The sequence below is a fragment of the Paenibacillus sp. EKM301P genome, assembly GCF_011800295.1.
In the GTDB taxonomy this organism is placed as follows: Bacteria; Bacillota; Bacilli; order Paenibacillales; family Paenibacillaceae; genus Paenibacillus; species Paenibacillus polymyxa.
The window spans coordinates 198,393-212,214 of sequence record NZ_JAALFM010000003.1; the positions used below are offsets into that span (position 1 = coordinate 198,393).

General features: G+C 46.8%; 17 protein-coding genes. 7 read left to right on the forward strand and 10 right to left on the reverse strand.

Annotated elements, in window-relative coordinates:
• Positions 1-66: 66 nt before the first annotated feature.
• The 6 genes from ychF to HFD99_RS09095 form a co-directional block, all read right to left on the reverse strand.
• A complete protein-coding gene (gene ychF / locus HFD99_RS09070; RefSeq protein WP_016822869.1) occupies positions 67-1,167 on the reverse strand; it encodes a redox-regulated ATPase YchF in 1,101 nt (366 codons plus the stop codon).
• A gap of 146 nt (positions 1,168-1,313) precedes the next feature.
• Positions 1,314-1,805, reverse strand: coding sequence for a GNAT family N-acetyltransferase (locus HFD99_RS09075; RefSeq protein ID WP_025366017.1), 492 nt, complete (start codon positions 1,803-1,805; stop codon positions 1,314-1,316).
• Entirely contained in the window at positions 1,802-2,902 is a 1,101-nt protein-coding gene (gene fni / locus HFD99_RS09080) for a type 2 isopentenyl-diphosphate Delta-isomerase (protein ID WP_123797736.1), read from the reverse strand. The genes HFD99_RS09075 and fni overlap by 4 nt, the downstream gene beginning before the upstream one ends.
• 314 nt (positions 2,903-3,216) lie before the next feature.
• A complete protein-coding gene (locus tag HFD99_RS09085; protein ID WP_016822866.1) occupies positions 3,217-3,708 on the reverse strand; it encodes a DMT family transporter in 492 nt (163 codons plus the stop codon).
• A 57-nt stretch (positions 3,709-3,765) separates the two neighbouring features.
• Positions 3,766-4,470 carry a Crp/Fnr family transcriptional regulator gene (locus HFD99_RS09090; RefSeq protein ID WP_123797737.1) on the reverse strand — a complete coding sequence of 235 codons (705 nt, stop codon included), beginning with the start codon at positions 4,468-4,470 and terminating at the stop codon, positions 3,766-3,768.
• A 58-nt stretch (positions 4,471-4,528) separates the two neighbouring features.
• Positions 4,529-4,954 carry a DMT family transporter gene (locus HFD99_RS09095; protein WP_016822864.1) on the reverse strand — a complete coding sequence of 142 codons (426 nt, stop codon included), beginning with the start codon at positions 4,952-4,954 and terminating at the stop codon, positions 4,529-4,531.
• Between the two features lie 232 nt (positions 4,955-5,186).
• Here HFD99_RS09095 and HFD99_RS09100 point away from each other — a divergent pair, with 232 nt between their 5' ends.
• Positions 5,187-6,683, forward strand: coding sequence for a phospholipase D family protein (locus tag HFD99_RS09100; protein ID WP_167440870.1), 1,497 nt, complete (start codon positions 5,187-5,189; stop codon positions 6,681-6,683).
• Between the two features lie 42 nt (positions 6,684-6,725).
• Here the strand turns inward: HFD99_RS09100 and cls are convergent, their stop codons facing one another.
• Positions 6,726-8,237 (reverse strand): cardiolipin synthase, encoded by a 1,512-nt coding sequence (cls, locus tag HFD99_RS09105; RefSeq protein WP_102997517.1) that lies wholly within the window; start codon positions 8,235-8,237, stop codon positions 6,726-6,728.
• A gap of 196 nt (positions 8,238-8,433) precedes the next feature.
• Between cls and HFD99_RS09110 the strand changes: the two genes are divergently transcribed.
• Genes HFD99_RS09110 through HFD99_RS09125 form a run of 4 tightly spaced genes read left to right on the forward strand, consistent with a single transcriptional unit; the run spans position 8,434 to position 10,675 of the window.
• A complete protein-coding gene (locus HFD99_RS09110; protein WP_045244661.1) occupies positions 8,434-9,027 on the forward strand; it encodes a TetR/AcrR family transcriptional regulator in 594 nt (197 codons plus the stop codon).
• A 45-nt stretch (positions 9,028-9,072) separates the two neighbouring features.
• Positions 9,073-9,414, forward strand: a complete 342-nt coding sequence (locus tag HFD99_RS09115; RefSeq protein ID WP_025366022.1) for a DMT family transporter — start codon at positions 9,073-9,075, stop codon at positions 9,412-9,414.
• On the forward strand, positions 9,414-9,728 hold the full coding sequence (locus HFD99_RS09120; protein WP_167440871.1) for a DMT family transporter: 315 nt from the start codon (positions 9,414-9,416) through the stop codon (positions 9,726-9,728). Before HFD99_RS09115 ends, HFD99_RS09120 begins: the two co-directional genes overlap by 1 nt.
• Positions 9,729-9,742: 14 nt before the next feature.
• Positions 9,743-10,675, forward strand: a complete 933-nt coding sequence (locus HFD99_RS09125) for a 1-phosphofructokinase family hexose kinase (protein WP_167440872.1) — start codon at positions 9,743-9,745, stop codon at positions 10,673-10,675.
• Positions 10,676-10,779: 104 nt separating this feature from the next.
• Here the strand turns inward: HFD99_RS09125 and HFD99_RS09130 are convergent, their stop codons facing one another.
• The gene (locus HFD99_RS09130; protein WP_123797741.1) at positions 10,780-11,214 is read right to left on the reverse strand and encodes an Lrp/AsnC family transcriptional regulator; all 435 of its coding nucleotides are present in this window, start codon (positions 11,212-11,214) and stop codon (positions 10,780-10,782) included.
• A gap of 158 nt (positions 11,215-11,372) precedes the next feature.
• On the opposite strand from HFD99_RS09130, the gene HFD99_RS09135 reads away from it, so the two are divergent.
• Positions 11,373-11,834 (forward strand): VOC family protein, encoded by a 462-nt coding sequence (locus tag HFD99_RS09135; protein WP_123797742.1) that lies wholly within the window; start codon positions 11,373-11,375, stop codon positions 11,832-11,834.
• 169 nt (positions 11,835-12,003) lie between these two features.
• Positions 12,004-12,468, forward strand: a complete 465-nt coding sequence (locus HFD99_RS09140) for a DUF3592 domain-containing protein (RefSeq protein WP_123797743.1) — start codon at positions 12,004-12,006, stop codon at positions 12,466-12,468.
• Between the two features lie 11 nt (positions 12,469-12,479).
• Here HFD99_RS09140 and HFD99_RS09145 read toward each other — a convergent pair whose 3' ends face one another.
• Entirely contained in the window at positions 12,480-13,094 is a 615-nt protein-coding gene (locus tag HFD99_RS09145) for a LysE/ArgO family amino acid transporter (protein WP_123797744.1), read from the reverse strand.
• Positions 13,095-13,140: 46 nt separating this feature from the next.
• Positions 13,141-13,770: a molybdenum cofactor guanylyltransferase gene (mobA, locus tag HFD99_RS09150; protein ID WP_123797745.1), complete on the reverse strand. Its 630-nt coding sequence runs from the start codon at positions 13,768-13,770 to the stop codon at positions 13,141-13,143.
• Positions 13,771-13,822 lie beyond the last annotated feature (52 nt).

The following is a 13,822-nucleotide window of genomic DNA, read 5'->3' on the forward strand; positions in this document are numbered from 1 at the left end:
TAACACATATACAATGACCTAATATGTTTGTATATAAACCCTGTTTGCTATACGCCGAGATGCATCCTAAACATTAAAACGGAAATGCATAACGTCTCCGTCCTGCACCACATATTCCTTGCCTTCCAAACGAAGCTGACCACGTTCTTTGGCCCCGTTCATAGATCCAGCAGCGACCAAGTCATCGTAGGATACAACCTCAGCGCGAATAAATCCGCGTTCAAAATCCGAGTGGATTACGCCCGCAGCGCCAGGTGCTTTTGTTCCTTTGTGAATAGTCCATGCGCGTACTTCCTGCACACCTGCTGTGAAATACGTATACAGTCCCAGCAAGCGGTAAGCTGCTTTGATCAGACGGTTCAGACCAGATTCAGCCAGCCCCAGCTCCTCAAGGAACATTGCCTTGTCTTCGCCTTCCAGCTCAGCAATTTCAGCCTCTACTTTGGCACTGATCGGTACCACTTCAGCATTTTCCGCTACTGCAAATTCACGTACCTTTTGCACATATGGATTGCTGTCAGCTTCCGTTACACCATCTTCACTGACATTAGCCGCGTACAATACAGGCTTCATCGTGAGCAAATGAAGGTCGCGTATAATCAGCTTTTCGTCTTCTGACAATTCTACGCTACGTGCAGGTTTGTCGGCATACAGCGATTCCTTGATCCGTTCCAGTACTTCAACCTCTTGGGCATACTGCTTGTTGCCGCCCTTCATGTTCTTACGGGAACGATCAATGCGCTTGTCTACACTTTCGATATCCGCCAGAATCAATTCTAGATTAATCGTCTGAATATCGCTGATTGGATCAATTTTGCCGTCCACATGAGTAATATTCTCATCTTCAAAGCAGCGTACCACATGAACAATGGCATCTACTTCACGAATATGAGCCAAAAACTTGTTACCCAAACCCTCGCCTTTGCTGGCACCTCGTACAAGTCCTGCAATATCAACAAATTCAAAAGCCGTTGGTACCGTTTTGTTCGGTACTACCAGTTCAGTCAGCTTATCCAGTCGCTCGTCCGGTACTTCAACGACCCCTACATTAGGGTCAATTGTACAAAATGGATAGTTTGCGGATTCCGCCCCCGCCTGCGTTATTGCGTTAAACAGTGTTGATTTGCCCACGTTCGGCAGACCCACGATCCCCGCTTTTAAAGCCATAATCAGAACAACTCCCGTTTATATAAAATATGCGCTATACCCTCTGTTAGTTTACCAACCCACATTATATAGGAGAACCTATACATGCGGCAAGCATACGGCTGTGAATTTAGGATTTTGCTGCATCCCTATTTAGATAGCTTTATTTAAATTTCCTTGCTCATCTGGATATCCGTAACCCGATAACCAGACTTGCGATATACATGTAAAGCCCGCTCATTATGCCCAAATACATGCAGACCGATGCGAACCGCACCCAGCCTCCGAGCTTCTTGTTCCAACGCCTGCATCGTCAACGTACCCAGGCCTCGCCCCTGATATGAATCGTAAACGAGAATATCCAGCAAAAAAGCTTCTTTGCCTTGCGTACCTTCTGTAATGTTGAACCAGATATATCCCGCTTCCTCGGAGCCTTGACCCACACTACCTGAATACTCAAGCATGTACAGGTGAGCATGGGGCGTATCCAGTCTTTGTGGCAAAAATGTTGCAAAGCTTTCCTTTGCCCGTTCTGGTGCCTCTTCCACCGTCCACGCGCCTGCCTGGATTTTCTCTTCCGCGTAATCTGCGAGCGAGCGTTGCTCAAAGCGATCATACTGCTCTGCGTTCATCGGAACCAATTTAATGAATCCACTCATCCGTTCGCCTTCTTTCTTAGTCTGGTCGTTTCTTTAAGACCTTCGATCCCAGCTACTCCGATGCCAAACATGACTGTACGCAATTCCAGCTCTACTTGCTCCAATCGCGCTTCCAATGCCTCACTGGAGGTGACCGCCGAGCCAAGCAAAGAGCGACCGAAGCCTGCCATGTCAGCGCCCAAAGCAAGTGCCTTCGCAGCATCGACACCGTTTTTCAGTCCACCGCTACCGATCAGAGCGCCATTAGGCTGGGCTGCTCTAACCTCCACGATACAATCAGCGGTCGAATTGCCCCAATCGGCGAACGCCTCTGCCGCTGCACGGCGCACAGGATCAGGATTGCGAAATTTCTCCACTTGGCTCCAGCTTGTCCCGCCCGCACCAGCGACATCAATAAAAGCAGCGCCTGCATCATATAATCTCGATGCCGTCTCACCATCTATGCCCCAGCCTACTTCCTTCACGCCTACAGGCACCGAAAGACGACGACACAACTCCTCAATGCGCTCAAGCAGCCCGCTAAAATCCAAATTCCCTTCAGGTTGGAATATCTCCTGCAAGCCGTTCAAATGCAGCACCAACATATCCGCTCCGGCAATTTCCACTGCACGTTGGCAATCGTCCACACCAAACCCGTAGTTCAGCTGCACTGCACCCAGATTGGCAAGGATCGGGATGCTAGGTGCTAGACGGCGAACTGCAAAGGTTGAAGCCAACTCTTCTTTTTCCACCGCAGCTCGTACGGAGCCGACACCGAGCGCCCAGCCGCGTCTCTCTGCTGTCTCTGCCAACCGCTCATTAATCGCTCCTGTCTCGGCGCTACCGCCTGTCATCGAACTGATGAGCAGCGGTGTCCGTACAGTGCGCCCCATAAAAGTTGTATCTAGACGCACCTCGTCAAAATGTAGCTCCGGCAAAGCGCAGTGCTTAAAACTATATCGCTCCAGTCCGCTGGTAATGCCGTGTCCGGCCACATCTTCCTGCAGACAAAGGCGGACATGCTCAATTTTCCGTTCACCTGTCTGCGTGGCAGGCAACAAAGAGCCGGATCTGTCTGAGCCGTCAGGTGATCCATTTTTATTTTCTGTATTACTCATCTATGTTCCACCTCATCCAAAGTCAATCTGTGCATTCCATCAGGTTCGTGAAGCACAAATAAGACCGTTCCCGAACACGGTAACCGATCTATTTATCATCTCATATATCAAATATCTAGGCCCTTAAAGCACTATTTTAAGTTATTTCCATTGTATCATGGATGGAAAAATATATACATGACCGTGAACATTTTTCTTTGCCTATGGGATCGAAAAGCAGCACCTGCTTAAGATGCAGCTTCTCTGCAAAATGCAAAATACCCCTCCGGAAGTGGGACCCCAATCAAGCAGGATTAAGGTCATCACAACCTTCTTTAGCTCTTCATAGAATCAGGTATAGTTGTAATATTTTCTTGTGGTTCCTTTGTACGCCCATGTCCAAATTTGAAAACGAGAATACCACCGATAATGACCAATACACCAATCAACTTATTGAAGGTAAACGGAATCTTCTCTAGTCCAAGCCATCCTAATGAATCCCACAACAAGGCTGTACCTAATTGTGCCGTCAATACGATGGAGATCGCATAGGTAGGGCCAAGTCGCTTCATTCCTTGCACCAGACAGAACACAACGCCGACACCAATCATGCCACTAAACCAGTACCACAGCTGCATATGCTGTAAAGCAAATGTATTTTTCCCTTCAAAAATAAGACTCCCGAGCAAGGAAGCCAAGAACCCTGTTCCCAGTACCAATGTCGTTGTGGCCCATGAACCTGTCCGCTCATTCACCTTATTATTGAATATCGTTTGCAGACTGACCAAAGCACCTGCGATAACTGCCAATATAAGCCCTAATAACATATTTAACTCTCCCTTGATAGTCCCTTTATTGTGCTGCACTTATTCAAAGCACTATGATTACAACGATTCATAAATATTATGGCCAGCCAGTTCACTCAAACCTTTTCTGTCCTTAATGACAATATAGCCTTTTGCCCGTTCAACCAATCCCTCTTCGATCATCTTGCGAATGACACGGTTGAGGTGTCTGTAGCTGGTTCCGATCAAATTCGCCACATCCACCAGACTGGATGCCCGTAGTTCCTCATGAAAGGCAGAATTGGATTCGTCAAAAGAAACAGATAGCAGGTAGCTCGCAAGCCTAACTTCCACCGGATACATCAGGTTGAAATTGGAGAAATCAGAGTCCAGGCAAAACTTCCGCGTGACAATATCCAATAGAAATTGCAGCAAAGGAGCATAATCTCTGCCGTACTTATTCATCCATTGACGATGAACACCAATCACATAGATCGGCGACACTGCCTCTACTGTATTGATGACGTGACTATTACGAATATATTCAACATCTCCTATGACCTCGATCGGTGTTTTGAAGCAAAGGATCAGAGTCTTTCCTTCTGTAGAGCTGGTAAAAATTTTGACCTTGCCCTGCACCAGAATATACAGATGCTCAATGGCGTCCCCCTGCGAACAGAGCTTTTCCCCTTGCTCCAAACGATGCAGCGACAAATAGGGATGTAGTGGCTCGTAGAGTATGGATTCTAACTGATGCAGATGCAAAAAATACTTTAGCTGCTCTTGATCCTGAATTTCTCTCATTGCTTAGCTCACCTTCATTTTCTACGTTCTAAGCTTTTTCTATAAATAAAGTTTTATTTTAGAGTTTTAATATAATGACACCCGCGATCATCATACCAATACCTATAAATTGTGGCAGCTTCATCTTCTGCTTCACTATGCCGAACCATCCTTTGATGTCTACCAGGAAGGTTAAACATAACTGAGCAATCAACAGCGCCGAGATTGTGAACGTAACCCCAATATGTTGAATGGCTGTGACTTCACTAAATATAATGATAGCCGCAAAAGCACCACCCCAAAGATACATCGGCTTTACCTGTTTCATTTCAGACACACGGCCATCCTTTGTAAACATCCAAACTGATGCTGCCAAAATAAAACCTATTAGCTGAGTAACGGTAGCCGCCTGCCACGTCCCGATATCCTGGCTAATCCGTGTATTCGCTACCCCCTGTAACGTAATACAAGCGCCTCCCAGAAAAGCAAACAAGATTCCTCTCATAAATCGTTATTCTCCCCATATAAATGACTTTTGTATCTATTTAAGTATAGGTCAGCCTGCCTATAAAGGACATATGTCCTCAATTAATAAAACGTTCTTCATTCATTCCGTTCAGCATTCCGCTTCAATCCTGTGGACTTGCGGTAATAATTAGACAGTATCTATATCATAATCTGCATGTTCGGTCACGATAAAATGGAATGCAGCATTCAATGGAGGAGCTGATCGTCGTATGACTAAACAAAATCCGCTGCATTCTGCGCCGGAATCCCAAAGAAAATTCATGTACAAGGGCCGTGCTCTTAAAATCGCCATTTTGGTCCTTATCCTGTGGCTGATTGCCGTTATGCTGTATCAAACCCATAAACCATTGCCTCCGTTCGTCTCTTATGAGAGTCAGGAGTATTCAACGAACGAGGTAAACTTTTGGACGGATTTGACCTACCCTACTGGGGATGGAAGCACTGTACAACATGAAGGGCAAATTTTGAATCGTATGCTCGGAATCATTGATGAAGCCCAGCAATTTATCGTCATTGACCTGTTTCTGTTCAACGATTATAAACATAAAGGGCAGCACTTCCCCGAAGTCAGCGCGCAAATGACCCAGCATCTTATCGCCAAAAAGAAAGCCCATCCTGAGATGCCTATCTTTTTCATTACAGATGAAGTCAATACCAACTATAATTCTGCTCCCAATCCTTTGTTGGAGAATATGAAGCAAGTAGGAATTCAGGTCGTGCAGACCGATGTAGATCCATTGCGGGACTCCACGCCCATCTATTCAGCGGTGTGGCGCACCTTTTTCCAGTGGTTCGGGCAGCAAGGCACAGGCTGGATTCCCAATCTGATGGCCAGTGACGGACCTGACGTTACGGCTCGCTCCTATTTAAAGCTGTTAAACGTCAAAGCCAATCACCGAAAATTGGTTACCAACGAGCAAACTGCTCTCATTTCTACAGGCAATGTTCACGATGCAAGTGCCTATCATTCCAATGTTGCCCTAGAGGTGAAGGGGCCGATCATCGGAGATATTTTACAAACAGAGCAGGCGGTATTGGACTTCTCGGGCGGAGGGCAACTTCCTGTCTACACACCTCAAGCAGAGCCCCTAGTCCCATCAGGTAAGGACAGCTACCGGATCAAATATCTCACTGAAGGTAAAGTGTATACCTCCATTTTGAATGGCATTAAGCATACGAAGCAAGGTGACAGCATTCATATGGGCATGTTTTATTTAGCTGACCGCAAAGTATTGAATAGCCTGTTGGATGCCTCGGCGCGCGGTGTGAATATCCAATTGCTGCTGGACCCCAATGAAAACGCGTTTGGTCAGGAAAAAATAGGCATCCCTAATCGTCCGGTTGCCCAAGAGTTATCCGATAAATCGGATGGAAACATTCAAATTCGCTGGTATCATACTACCCATGAGCAATTCCATACGAAGCTGATTTATATTGCCAAGGCACAAGGAGAGCATTTGATTTGGGGTGGCTCTACCAATTTGACCCCCCGTAATTTGGATGATTTGAATCTGGAGAATGAACTGTGGGTGGCCGCTCCGGCGGACAGCAAGCTGACCCGACAGGTGGCGGCCTATTTTGATAAGCTGTGGAATAACCGGGGAGCTGAATACAGCCTGGAGCTGGCAACCTACGAGGATCATTCAACATTTTGGAAAGATATTGTATACCGTCTCCAGGATATTTTGGGCTTTACTACATTTTGACTCTAAGATCTGCTTCCATATCCACAGCTCATCGTTTGTACATTACAGCAGTGGTGAAAGCAGCCGAGCGAGCGATTCCATCAAACGTTTGAACAGACGCTTTTTCATGAATTCCTCACGTACGATCAAGCTGGCATTGTGCAAATCTCGCTCATAGTCGTTCACCATCTGCTGCACACTGTGTGTTTGAATCAACAGAGCGTTCACTTCAAAATTCAAATGGAAGCTGCGCATATCCATATTGGCTGTCCCAATAGTCGCAACTTCCCCGTCAATAATGAGAAGCTTGGAGTGAAGGAACCCTTTTTCATATTCATATACCTTGACTCCCACCTCTAGCAACGATTGGAAGTACGAATGGGATGCGAGAAAAGGCAGCCATTTATCCGGTTTCGCGGGGAACAGAATACGCACATCCAACCCGGATAGAGCAGCCATCCGCAAAGCAGTCAGGATATCTTCATCCGGGATAAAATAAGGAGTGGCAATCCAGACGGATTTTCGAGCGGATGTAATCATGGAGAAAAAGAGATTTTTAAGCACTCTCCGCTCGTTATCTGGACCGCTGGCAATAATCTGTACGCCGCCGTCCGTGATCGGTTCAATATCGGGAGACAGATATTCGCTATCCAGCACCGATTCGCCCGTCATATGAAGCCAATCCTGTAAAAATATAAGTTGCAGCGTCCGCACAGCTTCGCCTTTCACAATCATATGTGTGTCACGCCAAAAGCCGTAGGCTTTATTGCGGCTGAGATACTCATCTCCCACATTTAGGCCACCGATTAATCCAATATTACCGTCGATAACTACAATTTTACGGTGATTACGGTAGTTTACCCGGCTGGAGAAGAACAAAATCCGAGCGCCGCCGTATGCAACAACCTCGACTCCTGCATCTTTCATTTCCTTCAAAAATGCCTTCGATAATTGTATACTACCGACCGCATCGTACATAAACCGAACCTTAATACCCGCTTTAGCCTTCTCGATCAAAATTTTCTGAATGCTGGTACCAATATCATCCGAGCGGAAAATGTAATATTCCATATGGATATGATGCTGCGCCTTGCGCAGTTCTTCCAGCAGCGTGGAGAAGGTTTCATCCCCATTATTCAGAATCTGGGTTTCTGTCGCAAAATAAATCGGGGAGCGTGCCAGTCTGCGCGCCAGACGCATCAACTGCTGCTGCTCATCTGTAAAGCAGGTCAAATCTCGTTTGACCCGCAAAGCATCCTTTTCGATACGCTCATAAGCCTGTTGGTCACGCAATGCCTTTTTGTCATACTTACGGCGCTTGAATACATTTTGCCCAAACAAAAAATAAAGAGGAAGTCCAACGACTGGCAGCAACGCCAGTAGCAAAATCCATGACATGGTGGTGGAAGGATTACGATTCTCCGTAAAAATAATCAGACTTATGGAAATAACCGTCAGCGTGGAGAAAATACTGATGACAGTTCCTTCATTTTTACCGATGTAATTAAACAAGCCAAAATAATAAATAATAAACACCATAGCCGCGATCAATACGGCCAGTAAGCTTCGCCTCATAACTAACCTCACTTCCAATGGACTGCATTTAAACAGGTATTCCTCATTATATTGTACATGAGCCCCTTATTTCTTCCCACTTTTTTATTTAAATGTTGAATAAAAAAATCCAAAGTACATTACGAAATGTTGATGGGTTGACACTTACTTTTTTTCATGTGAAAATAAACTAACGAACGTTAGGTAGGTGATGATAATGGGAATGGAAGAGATTCGAAAGGCCGCTCTTTTCCAATTTGCCGCCAATGGGTATGAGGGAGCATCCTTGAGCAGTATTGCCGCCGAGGTTGGAATCCGAAAACCGTCTATATATGCGCATTTTCAGGGCAAGGAGGATCTGTTTTTGCAGGTGGCACGTTATGCGTTTCAAGAGCAGAATTTACGTATTTTCGAATACTTTACGGAACGCAAAGAACAGTCGCTGGAGCACACACTGCATGATTTCCTGTTCTGGATGGAACAGGAATATGAGGGCAACAACTCAGCCAAGTTTATGCTCCGCTTTTCCTTCTTTCCGCCTGTATCTTTATATAACGAGGTACTGAATATTGTGAATCCTTTTCTGGAACAAATGGAGCGAAAATTAACTCGTCGCCTCCGAAATGTACGGGATCGGGAACTCTTTAGGCATATGGAACCAGCAGATGTGGCTTTAGCCTACATGACACTGGTGGATGGAATCATGGTAGAGCTACTGTACAGTGGAAGCACCAACTACCACCGAAGGCTGAACGCTGCATGGCCTATTTTTTGGCGTGGGATTACGTTAACTTCATCTCATGAAGGGTGAAGCAGTCGTAATTGAAAATTATACTGAATTGAGGAGAAATTCATCATGAATCGCAGTTGGATTTACGTTTTTGTTGGAGGCCTGATTGAGGTCGTATGGGTATCGGGTTTGAAGCATGCAGATTCTGTATTCACCTGGGCTGTAACTGTGCTGGCTGTGGTGGCCAGCTTTTATTTAATCATGAAGGCTGCAAAGCGTCTGCCTGTAGGCACGGTGTATGCTGTATTTACCGGACTGGGGACAGGGGGAACCGTCGTAGGCGAAATGCTGCTTTTCGGGGAACCGTTTCAATGGTCCAAAACGCTGCTAATCGCCCTTTTGCTAGCAGGTGTGATCGGCTTGAAGTTAGTTACCGATCGTGATGCTCAGGAAGGGAGTGGTGCATAATGGCTTGGATTGCATTGGTTATCGCGGGATGCTCGGAAGTGCTTGGAGTCATCGGCATGAAGGGAGTTACGGTCGGTAAAGGGTGGAAGGCTTTAGCACTTATGATTTTATCCTTTATTCTTAGCTTCTCTCTGCTCAGCTTCGCCATGAAAAGTTTGCCGATGGGAACTTCTTATGCCGTATGGACAGGCATTGGAACCGTCGGCAGTACGATTACAGGCATGTTCTTGTATGGTGAGCAAAAAAGCGTACTGCGTGTTTTATTCATCGCCATGATTCTTACCGCAGCATTGGGATTAAAGCTGATTTCTTAAAGGAGTGATGCCTTGTGATTACCACCGTAACACTTAACGCAGCAGTGGATAAAATCTACACGGTTGCAGGCTTTGGACTGAATGCCGTCCACCGCCTTGAAGGGGGACTAACGGTACCAGGCGGCAAGGGCGTGAATGCCGCTCGTGTCATTCGCACGCTAGGTCAGCCTGTACGGGCGACCGGGTTTGTAGCTGGACATACCGGACGGCTGCTCATCGACGGGTTGAGCGCGGAGGGCGTAAGCGCCGATTTCATCGAAACGGCATACGGGGAAACCCGTCTCGCCATAACCGTGCTCGACCCGGCTGCCCGCACGCAGACCGAGCTGATTGAGAGCGGCCCGACCGTTGGGCCGCTTGAACTAGCCGCACTGCGGCGCAAAATCGCGACCCTTGCCGAGGATTCGGCTTGGGTCGTTCTCTCCGGCAGCCTGCCACCCGGCTGCCCGTCCGATCTGTATGCCGAGCTGTGCACGCTGGCAAAGGAACGCGGCGCGCGCGTGGCGCTGGACGCGAGCGGCGAAGTGCTGCGCTTGGGGCTGCGCGGGAAGCCCGACCTCGTAAAGCCTAACGAGGAAGAGGCCGCCCGCTTCGCGGGGATCGACGCCACGCGCCCAGATGCCGCTGAAGCGGCGGCATCACAGCTGCTGGAAGCCGGAGCTCAGTTGGTCGTCATCTCGCTCGGCGCACGCGGGGCGCTAGCGGTAACGCGCGATGCACGCTACCGCGTAAGCCTGCCGGACGCGGACATTGTCAGCGCGCTCGGCAGCGGTGACGCCATGGTCGCCGGGCTAGTTAGCGGCGCGGTGGCGGGGCTGGAGCTCCCTGCCATGCTACAACAGGGAGCGGCCTGCGGCACGGCGGCTGCTCTGCACGCCATGGCCGGCAAGATCGAGCTTCAGGACGTGGAACGTCTGAAGCAAGGAATTACGGTGACGCTGGTGTAATTCAGCGTCACTTTTTTTATTTCATCCAATTATTCGCTTAATTTAATGTTACGAATAACAGCTTTCTGAATGATTTATGTTCCAAATATGCGTTGCCGGATGACTTACAACAAAACCCTGTTTTCCAGTATATTTTTCATACAAATATGCGATTTGGAAGGCCCCAGCTTGACTAGTGAATCCTGAAACTCTGCAATTTCCTCTACAGACGCGCTTTGTACCTTAATGAGATAATTAAATTCCCCGCTGATGCGAAACAAATCGGTAACCTCCTTCGCCTCCTTACAAAAATCAATCAGCTCTTGGCAATGTTCTGTCTTTATCAGAATAAACGTAGTGATCCCCCGATTCAGTTCCCGTAAATTAAATACAGCATTATATCCAGAAATAATCCCTCGTTCTTCAAGCTTGGTCATTCTTTCTTTAACGGACGGTTGTGACATCGAAATTTCTTTGCTGATTTGGGAAATCGTCATTCGCGCATCATGCTGTAACAATTTCATGATTTTGTAGTCTATCTCGTCTATGTGATGCTGCATATCAAGTACCTCCTGATTTGAATTTAAAAAGTAACGTTTTTCATCTAAAATATCTTCGGTTTCATAACCAATATAGTATAAAAAGCTTATTTTAAATATATATGTAGCACATAATTATTCATATAATAAGGTTTACTTACATATAAGGAGGATCTGAAATGAGTGTGAAGGGACTAGCTCATGTGGCCATCCAAGCCCGTGATTATCAAGCAACCATTGCATTTTATACCGAAGTACTGGGATTTAAAAGAGGACATCACTGGAGTCTTCCATCCTTTCGGATTCAAGAAGCTTCCATGCTGATTTCACCTGACCAAAGAACCTGTCTCGAAATCTTTGATAACGATGCCGTCATTCCTGCCCAAGGGAAAAAGGCTGCATCCGAGGAGGATATTGCTCATGGGGCTTTATTACACCTCGCATTTTACGTAGACAATGTGGATGAAATATACCAAAAAGCCCTTGTCCACGGAGCAAGAACCTTTGTCGAACCCAATCAGCTTACACTTGGCGAACCTCCTCTAGTAGTCACCAATGCATTAGTCCACAGCCCTAATGGTGAGGTTATCGAATTTATCGAGGATGTTGATTTTGACATGTCCCAATCGAGCAAGAAGTAGTCCCCACAGCTATTAAAAAGATCCACTTCCCGGGGAAGCGGATCTTTTTTTATACTCCTTTCATCTCCACCTTATTCTCTATGGAAAAATTAAACTATTCCTAAGTATTTCCGATATATTGTTTATCGCTTGTTTAAAGGAGTAGATTATCATTTCAATTGACTTCAATGTGTACTGGTTTCATTTTAGCTCCGATCTGCTCATGCCGTTGTTCAGCTTGATCGGTCTGCTGCTCATCTATTTCGGATTCAGAACGATCCGTCGCCACCGTTATCGTAAACGCCACTGGGTCCGTACCAAAGGGCTAATCGTTGACGCGCATATCGAAGTAGACATAGATGTCGTTCCCTTTGACCGTGATGATCCGGTAGATACCAGCTACACCCGCCGATTAAAGGTACGCTTCTATACCGCTTCAGGTGAAGTCGTGGAATTCTGGAATCCTTATAGTACCAATCTCAGCCTCAACCGGGTTGGCAGCAAGATTAAGGTACTATACAATCCGGCCAACCCTCAGGACGCCCGAATTGCCGGTGGTGTAAATGGTGCCGGCTGTCTGGCCTTTATGTTGTTTTTGATCGGTGTCCCCTTTGCTTTGAGCGGTGTATTCGCTTTATTGAAATTTTTCTTCTAACAAGGCTTGGGTCACATACTAGTCATAAAAGTTATCGCCATATAAATGGCCAGACCCAAAATAATCAGTGCCGATATTTTGTTGAGCATAGTACCAAACTTTCCTTCTGAATCCATACGTCCTACAAGCCGGCCCGCCGTTGCCAGACCCACAAACCATATCCACGATACTGACACGGCAGCCAGACCGAAGGCCCAACGTTCCCCGCCGTTATATTGAAGGGAGCTGGTTCCAATTACACCAACCGTGTCAAGTATGGCATGTGGATTCAGTAGCGATACCGAAGCGGCAAAGATCATCTGGCGTTTCGGCAGCATCGGCTGGCTTTCTCCCGAGGAAGCAGCCTTGGACCTCCAAAGAGTCCAAGCCATATACAGCAAAAACAAACAGCCCACCGCATAAAGCACATTCGTGAGCCATAGAAATTGCTGCAAAACAAGGGATACACCCCCAACGGCAAGCGTGATCAGAATGGTGTCACAGATACCCGCTGTAATGACCGCAGGCAAGGCATTGCGAAACCGCGACTGGGACGCCCCCTGATTAAACACAAATACATTTTGTACCCCTAAAGGCAAAATCAATCCCAATGCCAATAAAACGGCATGAATAATAGCTTCCAGCATGTTATGTACTCCCCCAAATTCATTGCTTAATATTCTCTAAATGCTTCTAATCCTTCCGGAACTGCTCTAACACAAGCTTGTAATCCTGAGGATTGTTCATGTTGAACACGGCATTGTGCCACATATTCTCTGTCACTCCCGGCATGTCCTCTATAGTGGCATAACGAACATTCAACGTTTCCAACCATTCGGTGAGACGGAGCCGTTTATTCCGCAAACGTTCCTCAGCAGATGGCAGTATGCTCCGATGATACACTCCCAGCAAAGGATGCATACGTCCAGCCACAGAAGCAATTACCGCTTGCAGTGGTGATTCCGCTGCTTCTTTGGGTGCCGCCCACTTTTCAGTTAAAACGAGCAAGGCTTGCAGCACTTCCAGCTGTACAAAAGGCATATCACAGGCCACGACTATTCCCCATTCGGTAGTAGATGCAGATAAGCCTGCATGAATACCACTCAAGGGTCCCATACCCGGATAGATATCAGATATAGTCTCAATACCGCTCAGTCCATATTCTTGATCGTCACGAGTGACTACTACCACCCGTTGGACCGCCTGATGTAAGGTAATAAATGTCCGTTCAAGCATAGTAGCTCCCTCAATCTCAAGCAGGGCCTTATCCTGTCCCATTCGGCTGGAACGTCCTCCTGCGATGATAATACCAGTCACTTCCACGGAAAACTCCTCCTTTTTTTCTAAAAACAATCACAAATATTCATATGGAATT